At 33.8% G+C, this 20,523-nt stretch carries 19 protein-coding genes and 1 pseudogene; 10 read left to right on the forward strand and 10 right to left on the reverse strand.

All coding sequences use genetic code 11. The features are described 5' to 3' along the window. Positions 1 to 17 precede the first annotated feature (17 nt). The 8 genes from mgtE to ACNRYB_RS03935 all read right to left on the reverse strand — a co-directional run bounded on the left by mgtE (position 18) and on the right by ACNRYB_RS03935 (position 8,413). Positions 18 to 1,367: a magnesium transporter gene (gene mgtE / locus ACNRYB_RS03900; RefSeq protein ID WP_008465512.1), complete on the reverse strand. Its 1,350-nt coding sequence runs from the start codon at positions 1,365 to 1,367 to the stop codon at positions 18 to 20. Further along, entirely contained in the window at positions 1,351 to 2,136 is a 786-nt protein-coding gene (rsmA, locus tag ACNRYB_RS03905; RefSeq protein ID WP_473729299.1) for a 16S rRNA (adenine(1518)-N(6)/adenine(1519)-N(6))-dimethyltransferase RsmA, read from the reverse strand. The genes mgtE and rsmA overlap by 17 nt, the downstream gene beginning before the upstream one ends. Before the next feature lie 120 nt (positions 2,137 to 2,256). Further along, positions 2,257 to 2,568: a DUF4286 family protein gene (locus ACNRYB_RS03910; protein WP_008465514.1), complete on the reverse strand. Its 312-nt coding sequence runs from the start codon at positions 2,566 to 2,568 to the stop codon at positions 2,257 to 2,259. A 125-nt stretch (positions 2,569 to 2,693) separates the two neighbouring features. Next, positions 2,694 to 4,475, reverse strand: a complete 1,782-nt coding sequence (locus ACNRYB_RS03915) for a tetratricopeptide repeat protein (protein WP_473729300.1) — start codon at positions 4,473 to 4,475, stop codon at positions 2,694 to 2,696. Between the two features lie 43 nt (positions 4,476 to 4,518). Further along, positions 4,519 to 5,364: a prolipoprotein diacylglyceryl transferase gene (gene lgt, locus ACNRYB_RS03920; RefSeq protein ID WP_473729301.1), complete on the reverse strand. Its 846-nt coding sequence runs from the start codon at positions 5,362 to 5,364 to the stop codon at positions 4,519 to 4,521. 79 nt (positions 5,365 to 5,443) lie between these two features. Then, positions 5,444 to 6,715, reverse strand: coding sequence for a serine--tRNA ligase (serS, locus tag ACNRYB_RS03925; protein ID WP_008465517.1), 1,272 nt, complete (start codon positions 6,713 to 6,715; stop codon positions 5,444 to 5,446). A 159-nt stretch (positions 6,716 to 6,874) separates the two neighbouring features. Next, positions 6,875 to 7,798, reverse strand: coding sequence for a hypothetical protein (locus ACNRYB_RS03930; RefSeq protein ID WP_343704984.1), 924 nt, complete (start codon positions 7,796 to 7,798; stop codon positions 6,875 to 6,877). A 75-nt stretch (positions 7,799 to 7,873) separates the two neighbouring features. Further along, on the reverse strand, positions 7,874 to 8,413 hold the full coding sequence (locus ACNRYB_RS03935; protein WP_129747860.1) for a DMP19 family protein: 540 nt from the start codon (positions 8,411 to 8,413) through the stop codon (positions 7,874 to 7,876). A gap of 307 nt (positions 8,414 to 8,720) precedes the next feature. Here ACNRYB_RS03935 and ACNRYB_RS03940 point away from each other — a divergent pair, with 307 nt between their 5' ends. The 3 genes from ACNRYB_RS03940 to ACNRYB_RS03950 all read left to right on the forward strand — a co-directional run bounded on the left by ACNRYB_RS03940 (position 8,721) and on the right by ACNRYB_RS03950 (position 10,952). After that, the gene (locus ACNRYB_RS03940) at positions 8,721 to 9,158 is read left to right on the forward strand and encodes a protease complex subunit PrcB family protein (RefSeq protein WP_129747859.1); all 438 of its coding nucleotides are present in this window, start codon (positions 8,721 to 8,723) and stop codon (positions 9,156 to 9,158) included. 194 nt (positions 9,159 to 9,352) lie between these two features. Beyond that, a complete protein-coding gene (locus ACNRYB_RS03945) occupies positions 9,353 to 10,255 on the forward strand; it encodes a PhzF family phenazine biosynthesis protein (RefSeq protein WP_473729302.1) in 903 nt (300 codons plus the stop codon). Positions 10,256 to 10,319: 64 nt separating this feature from the next. After that, on the forward strand, positions 10,320 to 10,952 hold the full coding sequence (locus ACNRYB_RS03950) for a DUF4304 domain-containing protein (protein WP_129747857.1): 633 nt from the start codon (positions 10,320 to 10,322) through the stop codon (positions 10,950 to 10,952). 48 nt (positions 10,953 to 11,000) lie between these two features. Here ACNRYB_RS03950 and ACNRYB_RS03955 read toward each other — a convergent pair whose 3' ends face one another. Next, on the reverse strand, positions 11,001 to 12,131 hold the full coding sequence (locus ACNRYB_RS03955; protein ID WP_129747856.1) for a DinB family protein: 1,131 nt from the start codon (positions 12,129 to 12,131) through the stop codon (positions 11,001 to 11,003). A gap of 132 nt (positions 12,132 to 12,263) precedes the next feature. After that, positions 12,264 to 12,491 (reverse strand): CDGSH iron-sulfur domain-containing protein, encoded by a 228-nt coding sequence (locus tag ACNRYB_RS03960; RefSeq protein WP_129747855.1) that lies wholly within the window; start codon positions 12,489 to 12,491, stop codon positions 12,264 to 12,266. Positions 12,492 to 12,937: 446 nt separating this feature from the next. On the opposite strand from ACNRYB_RS03960, the gene metG reads away from it, so the two are divergent. The 7 genes and pseudogenes from metG (at position 12,938) to ACNRYB_RS03995 (ending at position 20,387) form a co-directional block, all read left to right on the forward strand. Then, a complete protein-coding gene (metG, locus tag ACNRYB_RS03965; RefSeq protein WP_473729303.1) occupies positions 12,938 to 15,073 on the forward strand; it encodes a methionine--tRNA ligase in 2,136 nt (711 codons plus the stop codon). Positions 15,074 to 15,179: 106 nt separating this feature from the next. Then, positions 15,180 to 16,073, forward strand: coding sequence for a DMT family transporter (locus tag ACNRYB_RS03970; RefSeq protein ID WP_473729304.1), 894 nt, complete (start codon positions 15,180 to 15,182; stop codon positions 16,071 to 16,073). 3 nt (positions 16,074 to 16,076) lie between these two features. Then, positions 16,077 to 17,183: an acyltransferase family protein gene (locus tag ACNRYB_RS03975; protein ID WP_473729305.1), complete on the forward strand. Its 1,107-nt coding sequence runs from the start codon at positions 16,077 to 16,079 to the stop codon at positions 17,181 to 17,183. A 4-nt stretch (positions 17,184 to 17,187) separates the two neighbouring features. Beyond that, positions 17,188 to 17,313 (forward strand): annotated as a pseudogene (locus ACNRYB_RS03980) (DMT family transporter); the annotation flags it as partial. A 310-nt stretch (positions 17,314 to 17,623) separates the two neighbouring features. Continuing rightward, positions 17,624 to 18,331: an HAD family hydrolase gene (locus ACNRYB_RS03985; protein WP_129747852.1), complete on the forward strand. Its 708-nt coding sequence runs from the start codon at positions 17,624 to 17,626 to the stop codon at positions 18,329 to 18,331. After that, a complete protein-coding gene (locus ACNRYB_RS03990; RefSeq protein ID WP_129747851.1) occupies positions 18,331 to 18,960 on the forward strand; it encodes a chloramphenicol acetyltransferase in 630 nt (209 codons plus the stop codon). The genes ACNRYB_RS03985 and ACNRYB_RS03990 overlap by 1 nt, the downstream gene beginning before the upstream one ends. A 32-nt stretch (positions 18,961 to 18,992) precedes the next feature. Beyond that, on the forward strand, positions 18,993 to 20,387 hold the full coding sequence (locus tag ACNRYB_RS03995; protein ID WP_473729306.1) for a hypothetical protein: 1,395 nt from the start codon (positions 18,993 to 18,995) through the stop codon (positions 20,385 to 20,387). The last annotated feature ends 136 nt before the right edge of the window (positions 20,388 to 20,523 follow it).

Raw genomic sequence — 20,523 nt, forward strand, 5'->3', positions numbered from 1 at the left:
TAATTTGTGGCAAAAATCTAGAATCCAAGAATCAGATTTGCTACTCCGAAGTATAACATGATTCCGAATACATCGTTGGTCGTTGTGATAAACGGACCAGTTGCAATCGCAGGATCAATTTTGTTTTTGTTCAAGAAAAGTGGCACCAAAGTTCCTAAAGTTGCGGCAAAAAGAATTACCACAATCATAGAAATAGAAATGGCAAATCCTACTAAATACTGCTGATACATGATAGAATGATAGCCCAATAAAAGCAATGAAATAATACTTCCTGAAATCATCGAAACGGTAATTTCTTTCGTGAAATAACCGCGGCTAAAATCTTTTAAAGTTCCATTAGCCAAACCTTGCACCACGATTGCTGAAGCTTGAACGCCAATATTCCCTGCTGTTGCAGATAATAACGGAACAAATATGATTAAAGTAGAATATTTTTGAAAAGTACCTTCGTTTCCTTTCAAAACAAAAGAAGCCACAATTTCGATCACCATTCCGATTAAAAGCCAAGGCAAACGCGCTTTGGTTAATTCGTAAACACTGTCATTCGACTCAACGTCTTGTGTAATACCCGCAGCCAACTGATAATCTTTATCAGCTTCTTCCTTGATTACGTCAACGATATCATCGATGGTAATTCTTCCAACCAATCGGCCCAACTCGTCAACAACCGGAATAGCCTCTAAGTCGTACTTCTGCATGATACGAGCTACCTCAACATCTTCAGTATCAACTTTTACAAAATTTAATTTTCGGATATAAACGTCACCAATTTGAGTTTTGGTCGAAGAAGTCAATAAATCTTTTAGTGACAATCTTCCTTTTAATCGGTTTTCATCGTCAACCACGTAGATTGAATGCACTCTAGAAACATTCTCTGCCTGAATTCGCATTTCTTTCACGCAGGTCAAGACAGTCCAGTTTTCATTCACTTTTACAAGCTCTTTTCCCATCAAACCTCCAGCCGTGTTTTCGTCGTAGCGCAAAAGATCAACAATGTCTTTAGCGTGCTCAACGTCGACCAGCTCAGAGATTACTTCTGCTTTTATTTCCTGCGAAAGTTCGGCGATAATGTCGGCAGCGTCATTGGTTTCAAGCTCATCAAGCTCTTCTGCAATTTCCTTTGGCGAAAGTCGGCTTAAGATGTTTTCACGCAGATCTTCTTCCAATTCCAGAAGAATTTCGGCTGTTTTATCACTATCTAAAACCTTGAAGATATAGGTTGCCTCATCGAAATCTAATTCGTCTAAAATTTCGGCAATATCGGCATGGTGCAGATCATTAAGCAAAACTTCCAGTTCACTGTCGTTTTTCTTATTGATTAGCTCCTCTAACTGATGTATAAATTCTTTACTAACTTTGAACTCCATTGGCTTCTATTTTTAGAGTTAGTTCAATAAATTCATCTACGCTAAGCTGCTCCGGACGTTTATCAAAGATAGTGTCTTCTCGCAAATTGTCTGATAAATTTAATGTTTTCAAACTGTTACGTAATGTTTTTCGTCTCTGCTGAAAAGCGGTTTTTACAACTGTAAAAAACAGCTTTTCGCTGCAAGGAAGACTGTAATCTTCCTTTCGGGTCATTCTCATCACACCCGATTTCACCTTGGGCGGAGGAATAAAAACGTTTTCATTAACCGTAAACAGGTACTCTGTATCATAGAAAGCCTGAGCTAAAACTGATAGTATTCCGTAGGTTTTTGAGCCTTTCTTTTCGCAGATGCGCTCAGCTACTTCTTTCTGAAACATTCCCGAAAATTCAGGAATCTGGTGTTTAAGATCTAATGTCCTAAAAACAATCTGAGAAGAAATATTGTACGGAAAGTTGCCGATTATGGCAAACTGTTTATTTTGGTAAACTTCATTTATATTATACTTCAGGAAATCCTGAGAGATAATCTTGTCTTTTAATTTTGGATAATGTGCATCCAAATACGTTACAGATTCTGTATCAATCTCAATAACGTGTGTAGTAATTGGCTTTTCAAGTAAATATTTGGTAAGCACACCCATTCCTGGCCCTATTTCTAAGACCTCATCATATCCTTTAAGACTTAAAGTATCTGCAATAGCCTTTGCGACACTTTCGTCTTTAAGAAAGTGCTGTCCTAAATGTTTTTTTGCTTTTACTTTTTCCATTTCATTTCTTGTTTGCCACGAGGCTGCAAAAGTATTCTTTTTTTGCCACAAAGGCTCAAAGACACAAAGATTTAATTTCTTTTGACTGAATACTAATTACTGAAAACTGAACACTATAGATTAATGTTCAGAAATAACCTCCAATTCTGTTCTGAAAGAAAGCATTTTATCGGCAAATAAACCTAATGCTTCTCTATGGAATTCAGGTTCGTCTTCGATATAAAACTTCTCTAGCGTTTCTTTACTGTCTGTAATATATTGTACAGAATAGGTAATTCCGCCCATTTCTTCTTCAACCAGAACTTTTACAATTCGTGCTGAAGAAAATTTATTAGTTGCCAGAATTTCTGGTATATGTTTTTCCTGCATCCATTTTAACCATTGGTCGTGAACGCTTTCGTGTATGTTTGTAGTAACGTTGTAAATAATCATTTTTTCTAAGGTTCTGAGATGCTAAGATGCTAAGGTTCTGAGTTTTTTCCTCTAACTCCCTAAATCTTTTCAAATCATGATATTACTAATTTTTCTTATTGGAATTTGATTTTTGGAATTTACTATTACAAATTCTTATCCCCTCTTAACTCTCGGTATTTTTTTCTGGCATCAACAAAGTAAATACTATCTTGATGGTTAAAAATTACCTTTTCATATAAAGGTTTTGCTTTTTCAACATCTTTCAGCTCATCATTATAGATTTCGGCTGAGAAAAACAGTGCTTCATCAACATAAATTCCGTCGCTATGATTGTCAATGATCTGCTGATATTCACTTAAAGCCGAAGCAAAATCCTTCTGGCTTTCGTAAACTTTTCCTAAACGCAATAACGTTACCGCTTCAATTTCTTGACCTTTATAGGTTTTCAGGATATTCTGAAACTGCGCAATTGCTTCCTGTTTTTTATTCTGATAAATTAAAAAATCACCTTTCGCAAATGCTTTCAAAGCAACTTGAGTTGAATCGGCAGCGGTATTATCATTAATTAAAAGAAAATATTCTAAAGCATCATTGGCAATTAACTGCGTATTTGCTGCTTTTAATTCTTTGAACTGCTTATTCGCCCATTCAAAATCGCCTTTGTAATAACTTGTTTTTGCGGCTTTCAAACTCGCTTCATGCGCCATTACATCATTCTTTAAATCCAATTGAATTTGCGAATAATAAATCAGCGCCTGATTATATTTCTCTTCCAAAAGCAAAATATCGGCCAACTCCATTTTAGCATCGGCTTTTTGATATTCGTTTAGATTTAATTCTAAAGCTTTCTTGATCACTGCCTTTCCTTCTTCAGTCTTTTTCAAATTAAAAGCCAGAAAATGGGCTTGAATGATTTGCAAAGATAAGGTAAAAGGACTGATTTCGTAAGTTGCCAGCAATTGCTTTAATTCTTGATCGATTGCAGGATAATCTTTTTCTTGAGCTTTATCAATCTTAATCTGCATTAAATAAGCATTTGACTGAATCAGCAAACCTAAATCTTTTGTGTTTTGAAGAATGAAGTTCAGAATTTCTTCAGCTGTATCGTTATCTCCTTCGTTCATGGCAAACTGACTCAAATTGACAATACTCATCAAAGATTCTGGTTCGCGCTTGTAAATGGCTTTTTCCTGAATAAATGCTTTTCCAAATTCTTTCTGCTGTACATAAAACCAGCTTAAATAATGATTCCAGAAAACGTCCTGATCTTTTTGCGTTCTAAGAATTAATGCTTTTCGCATGGCATCCTTAAAAGCCGTATTATCGGTTTCACCATTCATGAATCGAGACAGTTGCGTCTGAATCAAATTGGTATTCTGCGGATTTGTGAAAGATTCCGTCAATAACAAATCAATCATTAAATCGGTTTTACCCAATTGACCGTAAAGCATTCCGATTTGGAAATTGAAATTGAAATTTGGCTGAACCTGCATTGCCGTTTGATACGCTTTTAAGGTATATTCCAAGAGAACTTTTTTCTCGAAAGAACTTGCAATTCCGTAAACATCATTCGGATTGACTTTTATTTTCTCGATTGCCTGTTCGTAATAATTTTTAGCTTTCGAATCGTTTTTCTGCAGCTGGAAATTATATCCCAATTCAACCAAAAAAACGCCTTGTTTATATCGGTTGTAACGATCTTGAATTGCTTTTTCTGCATTGGCGAACTGTTGCAACTGCTGATAGCAATCGACTGTTCTTAAAAAATACTGGGTATTCGATGGCGCACTTCTCAAAAGCTCTTCATAACTGATCTTTGCCTTATCAAAATCACCTTTATCGTAATAATATTGTGCCAGCTGCTCGTTTTGGCCAAACGCAAAACCAGAACATAACAAAACGATATACATCAATATGTTTTTCATATTGCAGATTTTTTTAGTTTTCAGTCGCGGTTTTCAGTCTTATTTAAAACTGCAAACTGTCACTGTCCACTGTGACTTTTTTAGTTTTCCAAACAATCAATCCGAGACCAATTAAAATAAACGGAACACTCAAAATCTGTCCCATATTAATCAGCATACTATTCTCGAAAGCTTCTTGATTTTCTTTGAAAAATTCAATTATAAAACGAGCTGTAAATAATAAAGTTAAGAAAGTTCCAAAGATTAATCCCTGTGCGTTTCTGATTTTTTGTGATTTGTACATATAAAATAGAATCACAAAAATCATTATATAAGCAAATGCTTCATATAATTGAGTTGGATGTCTCGGAATCAAATCGTCTCTCTGAAAAACAACTCCCCAATTTCCGTTGGTTGGTTTTCCATAGATTTCAGAATTCATAAAATTCCCCATTCTAATAAAGGCACCTGTTACAGGAACTGCAACTGCCATTTTATCTAAAAGTCCCAAGAATTGCACTTTGTATTTACGGCAGTACAAAATCATTGCCGTTATAACTCCAATCGAACCTCCGTGGCTTGCCAAACCTTGATAGCCCACAAACTGATATGCGCCTTTAATCTTCTGGATTGGTAAAAGAATTTCTATAGGATGTTTGAAGAAATAATCAGGTTCGTAAAAGAAACAATGTCCAAGTCTGGCACCTAAAACGGTTCCAACAATTACATAAATCAATAAGGAATCAAGATTATCTAAAGAAAGGTTTTCTTTTTTGTAAATATTTCTAACAATATAAAAACCTAAAAGAAGCCCGCAGGCAAAAAGAGCTCCGTAATATTTTAACGGAAAACTATCTGTGATCCAGAAAATAACAGGATCTACGTTCCAATTTAATATTCCGTCTTTCATAAGTGGTAATTTTTAGTCGCAGTTTTCAGTCACAGTTCACAGTCGAAACTGAAAACTGAGACTGAGACTGTCAACTAAATTAATTTATAATATCAAATCCGCAGTAAGGACGTAAAACTTCTGGTATTACGATTCCTTCTGGAGTTTGGTAATTTTCAATAATTCCAGCCAAAACACGTGGAAGCGCTAATGAACTTCCGTTAAGTGTATGAGCCAATTGATTTTTTCCGTCTTTGTCTTTAAAACGTAATTTCAAGCGGTTTGCCTGGAAAGTTTCAAAGTTAGAAACAGAACTGATTTCCAACCAACGATCTTGTGCCGTAGAAAACACTTCAAAATCGTAAGTCAAAGCAGATGTGAATCCCATATCTCCTCCGCAAAGACGCAAAACTCTGTAAGGTAATTTTAATTCTTTCAAAATACCTTTTACATGTTCTACCATTCCGTCAAGCGCTGCATAAGAATTATCAGGATGTTCGATACGAACGATTTCTACTTTATCAAATTGGTGCAAACGGTTTAATCCGCGAACGTGTGCTCCGTAAGAACCTGCTTCACGACGGAAACATGGCGTATACGCTGTTTGTAAAACTGGCAATTCGCTTTCGTTTAAGATTACATCGCGGAATAAGTTCGTTACCGGAACCTCAGCCGTTGGAATCAAATATAAATCATCAATTCCAGCGTGGTACATCTGCCCTTCTTTATCTGGCAATTGTCCTGTTCCGTAACCAGAAGCTTCGTTTACCAAATGTGGCACCTGAACTTCATTGTATCCTGCAGCTGTATTTTTGTCTAAGAAATAATTGATCAAAGCACGTTGAAGCTTTGCTCCTTTTCCTTTATAAACAGGAAATCCAGCTCCAGTGATTTTTACACCCAATTCAAAATCGATAATATCATATTTCTTTACCAATTCCCAGTGAGGCTGAGCGCCTTCGTGCAAAGCAGGAATATCTCCTTCTTGGAAAACATTCAAATTGTCGTCTGGCGTTTTTCCTTCAGGAACAATATCTGCTGGAAGGTTTGGTAAAGTGTACAATTTATTGGTTAACTCAACAGCCAAAGCTTCTGCTTTTTCGCTAAGTTCTTTACTTTTTTCTTTTAGTGAAACTGTTTTTTCTTTTAAGATTGCCGCTTTAGCTTTCTCTCCAGCTTTCATCAATTCACCAATATCTTTGGACAATTTATTAGATTCTGATAAAGTATTGTCTAATTCCACCTGTGCAGCACGACGATTTTCGTCTAATTGAACCACCTCTTCCACAACGCTTTTAGCATCGATATTTCGTTTTGCTAAAGCTTTGATTACTTTCTCTTGATTTTCTCTAATAAATGCAATTTGTAACATAGCTTGTTTTTTATAACTATTGTATTTTTTATAACGGAAGCAAATTTAAGGAAATGTTTGTTAACATTAGGTCAAAGTTTTGCAGTAAAACTGAAATCTCCTATAAACAGCAAAAGCACCGTAAAGTGCTCTTGATGTTATTTTTGAAATTTATGTGTTTTACTCTAGAAAACGGTGCCTGTCATCTCTATGAAAAGCATAATCTCTTCCGTTAAACTTGAGCTTTTCAACTTCTTTTTTAACTTTTAAATCGCTTTTTTCTGCAATTCCATTTTCCAAATCATTTTCAATGGCTTCTTCATAAGAAAAGTTTTTGGTAATGATCAAGTCAAAATAACCATTGGTTTTATGATCTGACAAACTCATTCCGGTTTCTAAAGTTTCTACCTGAAAAGTCCCGCTTCCGTTAGAATCGCCATTGGTCAATCGGATTGGATATTCGTATAAAACCTTTTTTATCTCCTTGTCAGCCAAAGTTATTAATGTAAATTTCTTCTCCGAATACAAAACAATTCGGCTGCTTGCACTCGCTTCGGTATAAAAAGCAATTGCTGGAGTCGTTTCATTAAGAAAAACCAAATCTTTCAGAATATGCGATTTCGAAAACTGAATGGCTTCATTATCATAATAACCTAAATTATCGTCAAACTCTTCGGCAATTACGCTTCCGTCTTCACGATTTACAAATAAGTATTTACGCTGAAAATAATTTCCCAACTCTTCATCGTCATCACTGGTTTTAAATGCTTTTTTATCGTGCGCGACGGTCGTTAGGACAAAAAAAATGGTTTGATCATCATAATTGATAGAACTTGTCTCGCTAATTTTAATATCTGAATATTTAATTTTTAGGTTTGATGCTACTTTTGAGAGCAGCTGCAGATTCATTTCTTTTGAATCTTCAATTTCATCCAGATTTTTAAAAATGAGCTTTCTTAGTGGCTTTTTATTGTGACCAAGATGCGCTTGCGTCTCCGAAAGTAGTTCTTGATACTGAGTTTCAGCATCGTTTTTAACTTTTTCATCTTTCCCGCAGGAAAATAAAAACATCAAAACGGTACTCAAAAGAATCGTTTTTTTCATAGGCTTTGATTTGTTAGAAATTAGGGCATTCCAAATATATAATTTTCTTACAAACCTTAGCAGAAAAATTAAAATTTAATCTCTCTTAATTTCGTGACCTACAAACTCTTCCAGTGTTTTAAACATTTCTTCGACCGAAAGAACTTCTGTATCTGGGTGTGATTTTAAAAATGTAGCATTCAGTTCTGCCAGATTTTCATCCAATTCAAAATAAGCGTTACTATTTAGCAAATCTTTAAAAGCATTTGGAGCATCATATTTCTCTTTTAGAAATTTTCCTAATTTAATATTACTCTGCAAACGCAATTTGCGGCATTGTTCTTTAAACAAATCCAAATGCTTTTCGGCGCCAATCAGAGCCAAACCTTCTTCAATTAATTCGTTCAATTCTTTATTCCAACCCGAATCATAAACAAACTTAGAAAAATTTCCTTCAGCATATTTAGATGCATAAAAATCCAAGTAATAACTCATTAAAGCATCTTCGTGAATTAAATCGTCGTCAATTTTTTCTTCACGCATTAAATTGATTACCGAAATATTCGAATTAACAACATCTTGAGGATTTTCGCTATTTGCCGCCGTTTCTGAAATAATGATTTTACCGAATTCCATTTGAGTTTTTATTTAAAAGATTCTTTTGCAAAGTTGCGGGAAATATTTGAATGTTCCTTTTCAAACATGTTTAATTTGCATTATTTTTTATGCTGTTTAACCTGCAAAGTAGTCTTTTTGACGTGAAATACAATTTTTCTAGTTTTTCTTCGTTTGTCCTTACAATCTTTAACAAAAATCAACGTTATCAATATAAATTAAAAAGTTGGTCAAAAATTGACTACCTTTAAGCAACCATTTATAAAAAAGTGCATCTGTTTAAGAAATAATACTTTACAAGAAAGTTCTCCTAGCTAAAACCAAAACAATGAAACAGATTCTATTAATATTTAGCGTTCTGCTTTTGCTGACTAGCTGTGATAATGATGAATTACCACAGTCTGACGTTCCATTTGCATTAGTAGCCAAAGGAGATTCTTTTCCTAATGATAAAAGCATTGCCCAAAGACATGTGGTTATTAAAGACGCCAAAACTTGGAATAACTTCATGAAAGAAATGAACATTTCTAAAAATGCAATAAACATGAATATTGATTTTAGCCAATATCAAGTTATTGCTGTTATTGATAAAACGCAACCAAATGACGGACATTCGATCGATATTGTAGAAATGACCGAAAATCGAAATACTATAATTGTAAAGGTTGAAAAACTTAAAAATGGAAATCTTACTAAGAAATCTTCCAGACCTTATGATGTTGTGAAAACAGCAAAAACAGACAAAAAAGTGGTTTTTGAGCAATAATCTTCTGACCTTCTACAAAGTCATTAAAAGCATAAACTAAAAATGCTAAATTTGAAAATGAAGTAGTATTGGTTTTTAAAATCTCCCTATTTTTTTTTAAAATTGGATAGTGGCTAGAAAAGCTGTTGTTTTGAAATTTTATAAACTGTAATTTTATTGCATTTAGAATCGACTAAGTTTCAAAACCAGAAAATATGAACCAAAGAAAAGTATTAGAATATTATGTTTTAGACGTATTCTCAAATGAGAGCTACAAAGGAAATCCGCTTTCTGTAGTTTTTACAGACGGACATCTAAAACTAGAAACCTATCAGAATATTTCTCGAGAATTTCGCTATTCTGAAACCTCTTTTGTCTATTATTCTACAAGAGAAAAAGCCCTTGTAGTTCGTTCGTTTACCCCAACCGGAATCGAAATCGATGGTGCAGGACATAATTTACTAGGTGCAGTCTGCGGAGCGCTTTTAAAAGGACTTCCAATTTTTGACGAGCAGAATGAAAGTGAGCCTTTTGTAATTATGAATCATTCCGCAATTCCGTTGACTGTAAGTTTTGACTTGAACACTCTTTACCCAGTTGTTCAGATGCATCAAAAATCGGCTGTCATCAAACAAGAAATTCCAACGTATAAAATTGCAGTAGCTTTAGGTTTAAAGATTGAAGATCTGGATGTAAATTCTTTTGTGCCAACAATAGTTAAAACCGAAGTCGCGCACACTATGGTTCCCATAAAAAACAGTGAAATATTAAATAGTTTTGTTCCTGACAATAAGCTTTTAATCGAAATCTCAAAAGAATATGATTTCGAAGGTTTTTACTGTTTCGCCCCAGCCGAAGAAGGTCTAGATCACATAGTCGAAACAAGATTTTTTAATCCAATAATCGGAATAAACGAAGATCCCGCAACAGGAACCGCCGCAGGTCCGTTAATTGGTTTTTTAACGCAAAAGAAATTCACGAAATCTGACAAGGAATATAAAATTCTTCAAGGCGTAAAATTAAAACAGTCCTCAATGATTGAAGTTATGAATCGTGAAGAAGATATTTTGGTGGGCGGTTCTTCAATTATAACTATGAAAGGAGAACTTTATATATAATTATTTAAAAAACACTAAACGTAATCTTTTTACTACTTTTGTATTTTTTAGAATATTTTATATCATGAATCCGAAAGATCTCATAACTACAAGTATCGAAAAAACTTTACTCGAGCCTTTAACTCAAATTGGATTTACTTTTTCAAAAAGTACTTTAACTTTTAAAAGAAAGGTTGATGAATTTGTCCAAACGATTCATTTTCAGTCAAACAGACATAACCAAGACAATGTGTCTGCAGAGTTTTGGATCTTTTTTGGAGTTTCGTCGAAGAAATATTTAAAATGGCATCTAAATGAATTTGGAGAAAATGCTATAAATGACAGTTTAGGAGGAGCAATGAATTGGAATATTAAAGGTTGGGAATTTCCAGTCATCAACAGTAAAAAAGAATCTCATTTTCAAATCATAAATGAAAAAGAAAGAGAGAATGTACTTCAAACACTAAAGAATAATGTTTTAAATATAGGAGTTCCATTTTTAGATAATCTCTCAAATTGGGAAAATGCTGCAAATAAATTGGTTGAAGAAAAATGGTTTCATTACAAAGCTTGTGATTTTTTTCTGATTGCTGGAAATAATGAAAAAGCATTTTCGGTATTACAAGAAGGAATTGATTATTGGAATAAAAATCCTAAAGCATCTTTTCCAGACCATAAAGAGAAAATTCAGATTCGATTAGACAAGTATTTTGGATAATTACCTAATTAAAAAAGCTGCATCTAAAAAAGTGCAGCTTTCTTTGTTTTATTTCTTAATTTCCTGTGGTAACGTTTTTTTCTGTTCTGGCGGAATTCGCTTTTTCAGAAACAAAATCTGACCTAAATGACTCGATTGATGTTCCATAACATGAAACCAGCAATATTGGTTTGTCCAATCGTATCTTGTTTGTACTTCTGCAAACCAAGCATCGTCTCTTTTCTTTAATTCTTCAATTGTTTTTGCTCTTACTTCATTGTAGATATCCAAATAATATTGAATATCGTGACCTTTAAATTCATCTCTTCCTCCTTGATCCAGATCTAAAGCATTTCCCCATTTCTTCTTTTCTTCTTCATTAAAATCTCTATTTTCAAAGGTAAAAACCTGATAGTATTTTTCGGCTGCTGCCAAATGCATAACTAATGCTCCAATTCGATTTGCCTCAGCATCATGAAGATAATCAATTTCATATTGGCTCATATTTTTAACTGTTCTTTCAACTCTAGCTTTAAGATCTTCCAGCATCGAAATCATATCACCAATTTTTGGCGAAGCTCCATCAACATTTCCTATTTTGGCTTCTAATCTTGGCTTTATACCTTTTCCTTCAATAAGAACGCAACTTTTTCCGTCAGCACTCGATTTGTCTGATGTAATTTTATACTCTTTTACCTTAACGATTGCGTCACTAGAAATACCTTGAATCCATTTCGGAACTTCTCCATTATTTATAGGCGATTCAAAACTTGAATTTAAAACTGTAACAGGTTCATAAACACCTTTATCATTTTCGATAAAAAGTTCAAATTTGTCAAAGTAAAACTTCCCATCAAATAGGCATAAACCACCAAAACTTAATGATTTACTGTTTTTATCAATCGTTCCTTCAACAGTATATGAATTCCATTCTTTAGATTTCACTGGTCTGTCTCTCATATTGTCAAAAAAACCGTCTTCATCATTTTTAGTATCAACACGCGCCCATACTCCTGCCCAAGATTTTGGTTCTGTAGATTCTACTTTTACATAAGCCGTTACTTTAAACTTTTTCTTGATATTGGTTTGGATATCAATTGTCTGACAGATCGATGTCCAATCTGTAGAAACTGTTTTCTGAGTTTGAGCATAACCTACGCTAAAAAACAGAGATAATAGTGGTATTATTAGTTTTTTCATTTTTTGGAAATTATAAAGTTGCGGTAAATGTAAGATTGTTTTTCTAAGTAATAACTTACTTTTACAAAAAAATCTGCACAAAAAAACCGCATCTAAACAGAATGCGGTTTTTAATATTTTTCCCAAAAGGAATTAGTTCGTTTTCATTGGCGGTAAATCAAACGCAACAGAATCGTGTTCGAAGTTGTTTCTGTGTGCTCCATCGCAAAATGGTTTATTTGCAGAATGTCCGCAACGGCAAAGTCCAAGCGCTTGTCTTCCTTGTAAACCGTAAAGTGCTCCTTCTGGATCCATAATTTCAAAATCTCCCTCAATTTTGATTGATCCGTTTTTATTGATGATTAATTTAGTCTTGCTCATAAAATTTGTTTTTTTCGGATGCAAAGATTGCGAAATATATTTTGAAGATTTTGCTTGCAATGCTAGTTTAAACTGGTTCTATTTTATATGAGTTTTGCCACGAAGGCACGAAGACGCAAAGTTTTTTGTTCTAGTCTGTCATTCCGAGGAACGAGGAATCACACACGGGATTCGACAAAGATTGACGCTTTATATTGCGGAGTTTCTAGTGCGATTCCTCGTTCCTCGGAATGACAAACTGCATTGTTAATCCTCAACTTAAGGCGAAAAAAACTTTGCGTCTCTCCTCCCGATAGCCATTGGGATCGCGAGAACCAAATTCAAAAAAATCTTAGCGAATCTCTGCGTTTTTTCTTCTTGCAACTCTGTGAAAACAAAAGCGAATCTCCACGTAATATTAAAATCTCAATTCTATTGCTTATTTTTGCACTCAATAAAATTGAATTATGATACAAGATCCAAAGAGATATACCATTACGGCGGCATTACCTTACACCAACGGACCTATTCATATTGGTCACTTGGCAGGGGTTTACGTGCCTGCAGATATATATTCTAGATATTTAAGATTGCAAGGAAAAGATGTAGCATTTATCTGCGGAAGCGATGAACACGGCGTTGCAATTTCTATGAAAGCTAAAAAAGAAGGAATTACACCGCAGGAAGTTATTGATAAATATGACGGAATCATTCGTAAATCGTTTGCAGATTTCGGAATTTCATTCAACAATTATTCTAGAACTTCGGCAAAAATTCATCATGATACGGCTTCAGAATTCTTTAGAACTTTGTATGATAAAGGAGATTTTATTGAAGAAGTTACCGAACAATTGTATGATGCAAAAGCAAATCAGTTTTTAGCAGACCGTTTTGTGGTTGGAACTTGTCCAAAATGCGGGAATGACGGAGCTTATGGAGATCAATGCGAAAATTGCGGTTCTACTTTGAACGCAACTGATTTGATCAACCCAAAATCGACAATTACGGGAGAAACTCCTATTCTTAAAGAAACAAAACACTGGTTTTTACCTTTAGACAGATATACCGATTTCTTAACAGAATGGATTTTAGTTGGTCATAAAAACGATTGGAAAACGAACGTTTACGGACAAGTAAAATCTTGGATTGATGCAGGATTAGAACCTCGTGCCGTAACACGTGACCTTGATTGGGGAATTGACGTTCCGGTTGAAGGTGCCGAAGGCAAAAAACTATACGTTTGGTTTGATGCGCCGATCGGTTATATTTCTTCTACCAAAGAATGGGCAGCGCGCGAAGGAAAAGATTGGGAACCGTATTGGAAAGATCAAGATACCAAATTGGTTCACTTTATCGGAAAAGACAATATTGTTTTTCACTGTATCATTTTCCCAGCGATGCTTAAAGCTGAAGGAAGTTATATTTTACCAGACAACGTTCCAGCAAATGAGTTCTTGAATTTGGAAGGAAACAAACTTTCGACTTCTAAAAACTGGGCAGTTTGGTTACACGAATATTTAGAAGAATTTCCAGATAAGCAAGATGTTTTGCGTTATGCTTTAACATCAAATGCTCCTGAAACAAAAGATAACGATTTTACTTGGAAAGATTTCCAAGCTAGAAATAACAACGAATTGGTTGCTGTTTTCGGAAACTTCGTAAATCGTGTTGTCGTTTTAACGAATAAATATTACGACGGAATTATTCCAACTCCAAACGAATTTTCTGAAGTTGACGAACAAACTTTAGCAGAATTAAAAGCGTATCCAGCCGTGATTTCAAGTTCGGTTGAGCGTTACAGATTCCGTGAAGCTTTGGGCGAATTGATGAATGTTGCTCGTTTAGGAAATAAATATCTTGCTGACGAAGAGCCTTGGAAAGTAATGAAAGACAATCCAGAGCGTGTAAAAACTCAAATGTATGTAGCATTGCAAATTGCTGCTGCGTTGAGCGTTTTGGCTGAACCATTTTTACCTTTTACGGCTGCGAAACTTTCTAAAATCTTGAATTTAGGAGATCTTAAAGAGCATTTTGCAGGTTTCAGCAAATTCTTGAAAGAGAAAGATCGCGATGCAAAAGATATTTTCCTTGATAAAACTTTAGGTTGGAATGACATTTCAGAAAATTCAGATTTAATTCCGGCTGGACACAAAATTGGCGAAGCTGAATTGCTTTTCGCTAAAATTGAAGACGAAGAAATACAAAAACAAATAGATAAATTGGAAGCAACAAAAACAGCTAATCTTGCCGAAAACAAACAAGCAGAGCCTCAAAAAGATTTAATTCAGTTTGAAGATTTTGCTAAAATGGATATTCGTATCGGAACTATTTTGGAAGCTGAAAGAATGCCAAAAGCAAACAAACTTTTGGTGCTTAAAGTAGATACAGGAATTGATGTTCGTACGATTGTTTCTGGAATTGCTGAGAGTTTTTCTCCAGAAGAAATCATCGGAAAACGTGTTTCTGTATTAGTAAACCTTGCTCCAAGAGCTTTACGCGGTGTTGAAAGCCAAGGAATGATCTTGATGACTACAAATGTAGAAGGAAAACTTGTTTTTGTTAATCCGGATGCTGATGCGCCTAATGGATCGACTGTAAACTAATTATTTATATATTTATAAATTGCGTGAGTCGATTAAAATTTAATTGATTCACGCAATTTTCTTTTTTAAACTATACACCAAAAAACTTGAAAAAAATAAACTAAAAATGAAACTCACCAAACCAAGATTAGCTCTAATCTGCGGTATACTTTGCATATCGATTTTTCCTATATTGGTAAAATTACGTTTAACACCAGGATTAATTTCGGCTTTTTACCGAATGTTTTTTGCTGTGGTGTTGCTTTTGCCTTATGTCATTTTCAGTGGAAACTTTAAATTCCCAAAACTAAAATTTGCCCTTTTGGCTATACTTTGCGGTGTTTTATTCTCATCTGATGTTGCTGTTTGGAATATCGCCATTCAGGAATCGAGCGCGACTCAGGCTTCGTTGCTGACCAATTTATCTCCAGTTTGGGTTGGAGTTGGTTCTTTCTTTTTTCTAAAAGCGAAACCTGCAACAAATTTCTGGATTGGAACATTAGTCGCTTTATTCGGAATGGTAACTTTAGTTGGTTTTGAGTTTTTTATCGATTTAAACTTTGATAAAGCATTTCTATTTGCTGTTTTATCTGGAATTTTATATTCGATTTATCTTTTGGTCAGCAAAAATGTTCTTTCAGAAGTCGATGTTTTGTCGTTTATGACCATTAGTTTATTCGCTTCAAGCATCTATTTAGGAATTTTATGTTATGCATTAGGCGAACCTTTCACCGGATTTTCAAATGCTGGCTGGTTTGTACTCGTGCTTCAAGCTGTTATTTGTCAATTGTGCGCTTGGCTTTCGATAAGTTATGCCACTCAGCACATGCGCGCAACGAGAGTTTCACTAAGTTTATTGAGTCAAGCTGTAATTACCTCAATTTTAGCTTGGTTGTTTTTAGAAGAACAAATAACTTTACAGATGGTTTTGGGCGGAATCATTCTGCTTTTCGGAATTCGAATTACTTTTTACGATAAAACAATTTCTTCGAAAGGGCTTTTTTCTAAAAATCAAATATAAATAATGAGGTACAATTACTTAGAAGGTTTAAGAGGATATATGGCACTATGGGTATTCTTTTATCATGCTTCAGGCTTTCTTCCACAAGCAAAAACACAAAACAAATTTTTAAGTTTTCTTTGCGATGGTTCTCTTCCTGTCATTATTTTTATTATTCTTAGTGGTTTTGTAACACATTTACTACTTCAAAAGAATGAAACTTATTTTTTTTATTTAAAAAGAAGAGCCCTAAGGCTGTTTCCCATTTATTTAGTTTGTTTGCTGATCTCACTACTGCTATTAAAATTTTCTTTGCATACACTAGAGCAAATGCCTTTTGATGGTTCGAAAATATATGGGCGAATTAAACTAATTGAAACCTATTATAATTCCAATAAAACATTAAATATACTTAGTCACTTAACTCTATTACACGGCCTATTTCCTGAAAGCAGATTTCCTTTTACTTATACAATTATGGGACAATCCTGGAGTTTAACCTTAGAATGGCAGTTCTATATTCTAATTCCTTTTTTATATTATTTTCTAAATAAAAAGAAAGTCATCCGAAATGGTTTAATAATAATGCTGTTTATTCTAATAATGTTGTTTTCAAAAAATCATATAACGCAACCCTCTTTTTTACCAAACATGATTTCTTTTTTTTTAATAGGCTATTTTTCGATGCTCCTTTTTAAAAAGTTTGAATCTTCAAATAAAAAATATATTTTTATATTCTTAGGTGCTATTGCTTTAATTTATTGTTTCAAAAATTGGATGATTAGTTGTTTAATACTGATTTGGGGAATCACTCTTTATTTTCAAAAGTACAAAAACAGCTTTTTTGATATTCTTTTTGGAAGCAGAATCATTCAGTTTTTAGGAAAAATATCATATTCGATTTATTGCGTACACATGATAGTTTTAATAATTTTAATTAATATTTTGCAAAAACTGGGAATAAATTCCGTTTTAATTTTCTCAACATCTGTTCTATTTGGAGGTGCATTTTTCACAATATTAATCTCTTATTTAACATATACGTACATTGAATTATATTTTATAAGACTTGGCAAAGCAAAATACAATTCAAATTTGGCAATAAATATTAATCAATATTCAAAAGATTAATCAGTTTATTTTTTTAGAAGAACAAATAACTTTACAGATGGTTTTAGGCGGAATCATTCTGCTTTTCGGAATTCGAATTACTTTTTACGATAAAACAATTTCTTTGAAATGGCTTTTTTCTAAAGATTAAATAAAAGGTTTCGCGCTCCCGATAGTTATCGGGAGTGGCAAAAAAAACTCTCGCAGATTGAGCAGATTGAGCAGATTTATTTTTTAAAACATGAATAATCATTTAATCTGTGGCTAAAAAAATTTGTGCAATTTGCGTAATTTGTGGTTAAAAAAGTCTCACGCAGATTGAGTAGATAATTTTTTAAATCTTAATAATCTGTGGCAAAAAATTAGTATAATTTGTGAATTGCTTCGACTGTTCGCTATTGCTAGGGTCGTGGCAAAAAAAACTGAAACAAAGAAAACTTTAAACTTGAAACAAAAACACCATGTTACATAAAACTAAAATACCAAACCTAAAAGTAATCGCATTTGATGCCGATGATACTTTGTTTGTAAACGAACCTTACTTTCAAGAAACCGAACATAAATTTTGCGCTTTGATGGAAGATTATCTTTCGCATCAAGGCATTTCGCAGGAATTATTTAAAATAGAAATTGCCAATTTGCCTTTGTACGGTTACGGAATTAAAGGTTATATCCTTTCGATGATTGAAGCCGCAATGAACATTTCAAACAATACCATTCCGATGGAAGTCATTGAAAAGATTATTCAATACGGAAAAGAATTGTTAGAAAAACCAATCGAATTGTTGGACGGAATCGAAGAAACGCTTGAAGCTTTAAAAGGCAAATACAAATTGGTTGTTGCTACAAAAGGCGATTTAAAAGATCAGCATAGCAAATTGCATCGTTCTGGTTTAGGACATTATTTTCATCATATCGAAGTAATGTCAGACAAACAAGAAATCGATTATCAGAAACTTTTAGGCCGTTTAGAAATTGAGCCACACGAATTTTTGATGATCGGAAACTCATTAAAATCAGATGTTCTGCCTGTTTTAGGAATTGGCGGTTATGCCGTTCATATTCCGTTTCACACTACTTGGGAACACGAAAAAATTAATCACACTATAGAACACGAGCATTTTAGTTCATTTGAAACTATCGCAGAAGTGGTTCCGAATTTATTATAATGAAAACACTTTTTGACCTAGAAAATTGGAATAGAAAAGAGCATTTTGCCCATTTTAAACAAATGGATGAACCTTTTTTTGGCGCAACGGTAGAAATTGATTGTACAAAAGCGTATCAAACCGCAAAAAGTATCAATGCTTCGTTCTTCATTTTCTATTTGCATAAAACTTTGACTGCGGTAAACGCAATCGAAAATTTTAGATATCGAATTTCAGAAGACAAAATATACATTAACGACCGTATCGATGCTTCGGCAACAATTGGTCGAGAAGATGGTACTTTTGGATTTTCTTTAATTGAATATCACCCAGATTTTAAAACATTCGAACAAATTGCATTAACCGAAATCGAACGCATTCAAAATACAACCGGACTTTTTACGAGATCTTTTGATGATGATAATCTAATTCATTTTTCGGCAATTCCGTGGTTGAATTTCAGTTCAATTACTCATGCGCGCAGTTTTACGTATCCAGACAGTTGTCCTAAAATTTCCTTTGGAAAAATGATGGTTTCTGAAACAGGAAAAAGAACCATGTCAATGGCGGTCTATGTTCATCATGGTTTAATGGATGGAATGCACGTTGGTCAATTTGTAGATCTTTTTCAAGAGCTTATGAATCAATAATAAGCGGAATAATTTTTGTGCTTAAAAAACATATGAAACGAATTTTCCTTTTTTTGTTTTTAATATCAAGTACTGTTGTGTTAAGTCAGACAGTGCTGACTTCTTATGCAATCGATTTAAAAAACAAAGTAGGCCAATCCGAAATCATGACTGGCGAAAATACGGCTACTCGCGATGTATTTGTTTTTGCCGCCAGCGTAGACAGTCTTTCCATATTAAAATACAATAGCGCTTTATTCTTAAGAGACAAATTTGTCACAAACCGTCAGTATACTGAAAACAGATCTTTGATGGGGTATAGTTTTAGCGAAGACGGAAATCCGACTTTGTATTGGTTTTCGAAAGAAGAAAAAACAATCATTTTGATTAAATATTACCTGGAAAACAAAACTTCCAGAGCATTAAAATTCCAAATTCCGCTTGAAGAGAATTATCTCTTAACGCAATATCAAAAAGACAATAATTTCTATTTATTGATGCAAAGCAAAACAAAACAGGCATTGACTGCTTTTGTTTTTAAAAACGGAATGGCAGAGGAACGATTCCTCGATTTCAGTTCTTTTAAATTCATAGATAGAAAGACCCAACCGAAAACATTCAACCAGATTCTGAATGAAAATCCGATTGAGAAAATGGATTCTGGTGAGTACAATCCGTTATATAAAGTAAGTGCCAAAAGCAAACTTTACACGCTTCCGAACCGTTTGATTCTAACTTTAGACCAAAGTTTTAGAAAAACACAATTGTTTGATATTAATTTAGAAAATCAGGAAATAATAGAGAAGACGTTTATGAAACCTGTTGGAGAGAAAAATCCAAAAACGTCTAACTCTTATTACCATGAAAACAAATTATACCAGATAAATGTTAACGCTGACGAACTTTTATTTGATATAAAAGATTATGAATCTGGCGAAACTATAAAATCATTTGCAGTTACCAAGAAAGATACTATCCGTTTTGGCAATTCTCCTTTGCTCATGCAAATTGAAGATCGTCCACCAAAGCAATTAAAAAATACAGCAAAGTTTTTAAAAACATTATCTTCTCTTGATGCTGGACTTTCGGTTTATAAGAATCAAAAAAATCTATTCATCACTTTAGGTGGTTCGGGCAGCGATTTAAAATCGATTTCTATGAATGGTTTTGCTTTTAATGATCCTTTTGGCGATTTTCCTTCAAACGGCTATTACAACATTGAAACCAACTATTCTGTCTTTTTCGAAAGCATCTGGACCAAAAAGTTAGAATTAACCAAAGAAACACACGAGCCTTTCGCTTCTGATAAAGTTTACTATTTTTTAGATTCTCATAAAGAAGCAGTTCTTTATAATACTCTTAAGTTGAGTAACTACATTATTTTAAGTTATTACGACATTGCTGCGAAACAACTTGTTTTGCGCAAATTTGCCGACGGATTTGATTAAACAAATTCGTTATCAGCAACTTACCACAAAACCCCTGTATTTACGGGTCATTCCTTATTCTTTAATTTTTTGCTAATAGTCTTATTTTAATACTTTTTTGGCTTTTAAAGAAAGTTTTTACCTACAATTTATTGTT

This window comes from Flavobacterium sp. CR10, from assembly GCF_055814415.1.

Excerpts from the sequence above, each read along its gene's own strand:
- ACNRYB_RS03940 (WP_129747859.1), top strand. The coding sequence starts at position 8,721 with ATGAAACAGATTCTATTAATATTTAGCGTTCTGCTTTTGCTGACTAGC.
- ACNRYB_RS03910 (WP_008465514.1), bottom strand. The coding sequence starts at position 2,568 with ATGATTATTTACAACGTTACTACAAACATACACGAAAGCGTTCACGAC.
- metG (WP_473729303.1), top strand. The coding sequence starts at position 12,938 with ATGATACAAGATCCAAAGAGATATACCATTACGGCGGCATTACCTTAC.
- ACNRYB_RS03985 (WP_129747852.1), top strand. The coding sequence starts at position 17,624 with ATGTTACATAAAACTAAAATACCAAACCTAAAAGTAATCGCATTTGAT.
- lgt (WP_473729301.1), bottom strand. The coding sequence starts at position 5,364 with ATGAAAGACGGAATATTAAATTGGAACGTAGATCCTGTTATTTTCTGG.
- ACNRYB_RS03935 (WP_129747860.1), bottom strand. The coding sequence starts at position 8,413 with ATGGAATTCGGTAAAATCATTATTTCAGAAACGGCGGCAAATAGCGAA.
- mgtE (WP_008465512.1), bottom strand. The coding sequence starts at position 1,367 with ATGGAGTTCAAAGTTAGTAAAGAATTTATACATCAGTTAGAGGAGCTA.
- ACNRYB_RS03915 (WP_473729300.1), bottom strand. The coding sequence starts at position 4,475 with ATGAAAAACATATTGATGTATATCGTTTTGTTATGTTCTGGTTTTGCG.
- ACNRYB_RS03955 (WP_129747856.1), bottom strand. The coding sequence starts at position 12,131 with ATGAAAAAACTAATAATACCACTATTATCTCTGTTTTTTAGCGTAGGT.
- ACNRYB_RS03970 (WP_473729304.1), top strand. The coding sequence starts at position 15,180 with ATGAAACTCACCAAACCAAGATTAGCTCTAATCTGCGGTATACTTTGC.
- ACNRYB_RS03990 (WP_129747851.1), top strand. The coding sequence starts at position 18,331 with ATGAAAACACTTTTTGACCTAGAAAATTGGAATAGAAAAGAGCATTTT.
- ACNRYB_RS03975 (WP_473729305.1), top strand. The coding sequence starts at position 16,077 with ATGAGGTACAATTACTTAGAAGGTTTAAGAGGATATATGGCACTATGG.
- ACNRYB_RS03995 (WP_473729306.1), top strand. The coding sequence starts at position 18,993 with ATGAAACGAATTTTCCTTTTTTTGTTTTTAATATCAAGTACTGTTGTG.
- ACNRYB_RS03945 (WP_473729302.1), top strand. The coding sequence starts at position 9,353 with ATGAACCAAAGAAAAGTATTAGAATATTATGTTTTAGACGTATTCTCA.
- serS (WP_008465517.1), bottom strand. The coding sequence starts at position 6,715 with ATGTTACAAATTGCATTTATTAGAGAAAATCAAGAGAAAGTAATCAAA.
- ACNRYB_RS03930 (WP_343704984.1), bottom strand. The coding sequence starts at position 7,798 with ATGAAAAAAACGATTCTTTTGAGTACCGTTTTGATGTTTTTATTTTCC.
- ACNRYB_RS03950 (WP_129747857.1), top strand. The coding sequence starts at position 10,320 with ATGAATCCGAAAGATCTCATAACTACAAGTATCGAAAAAACTTTACTC.
- rsmA (WP_473729299.1), bottom strand. The coding sequence starts at position 2,136 with ATGGAAAAAGTAAAAGCAAAAAAACATTTAGGACAGCACTTTCTTAAA.
- ACNRYB_RS03960 (WP_129747855.1), bottom strand. The coding sequence starts at position 12,491 with ATGAGCAAGACTAAATTAATCATCAATAAAAACGGATCAATCAAAATT.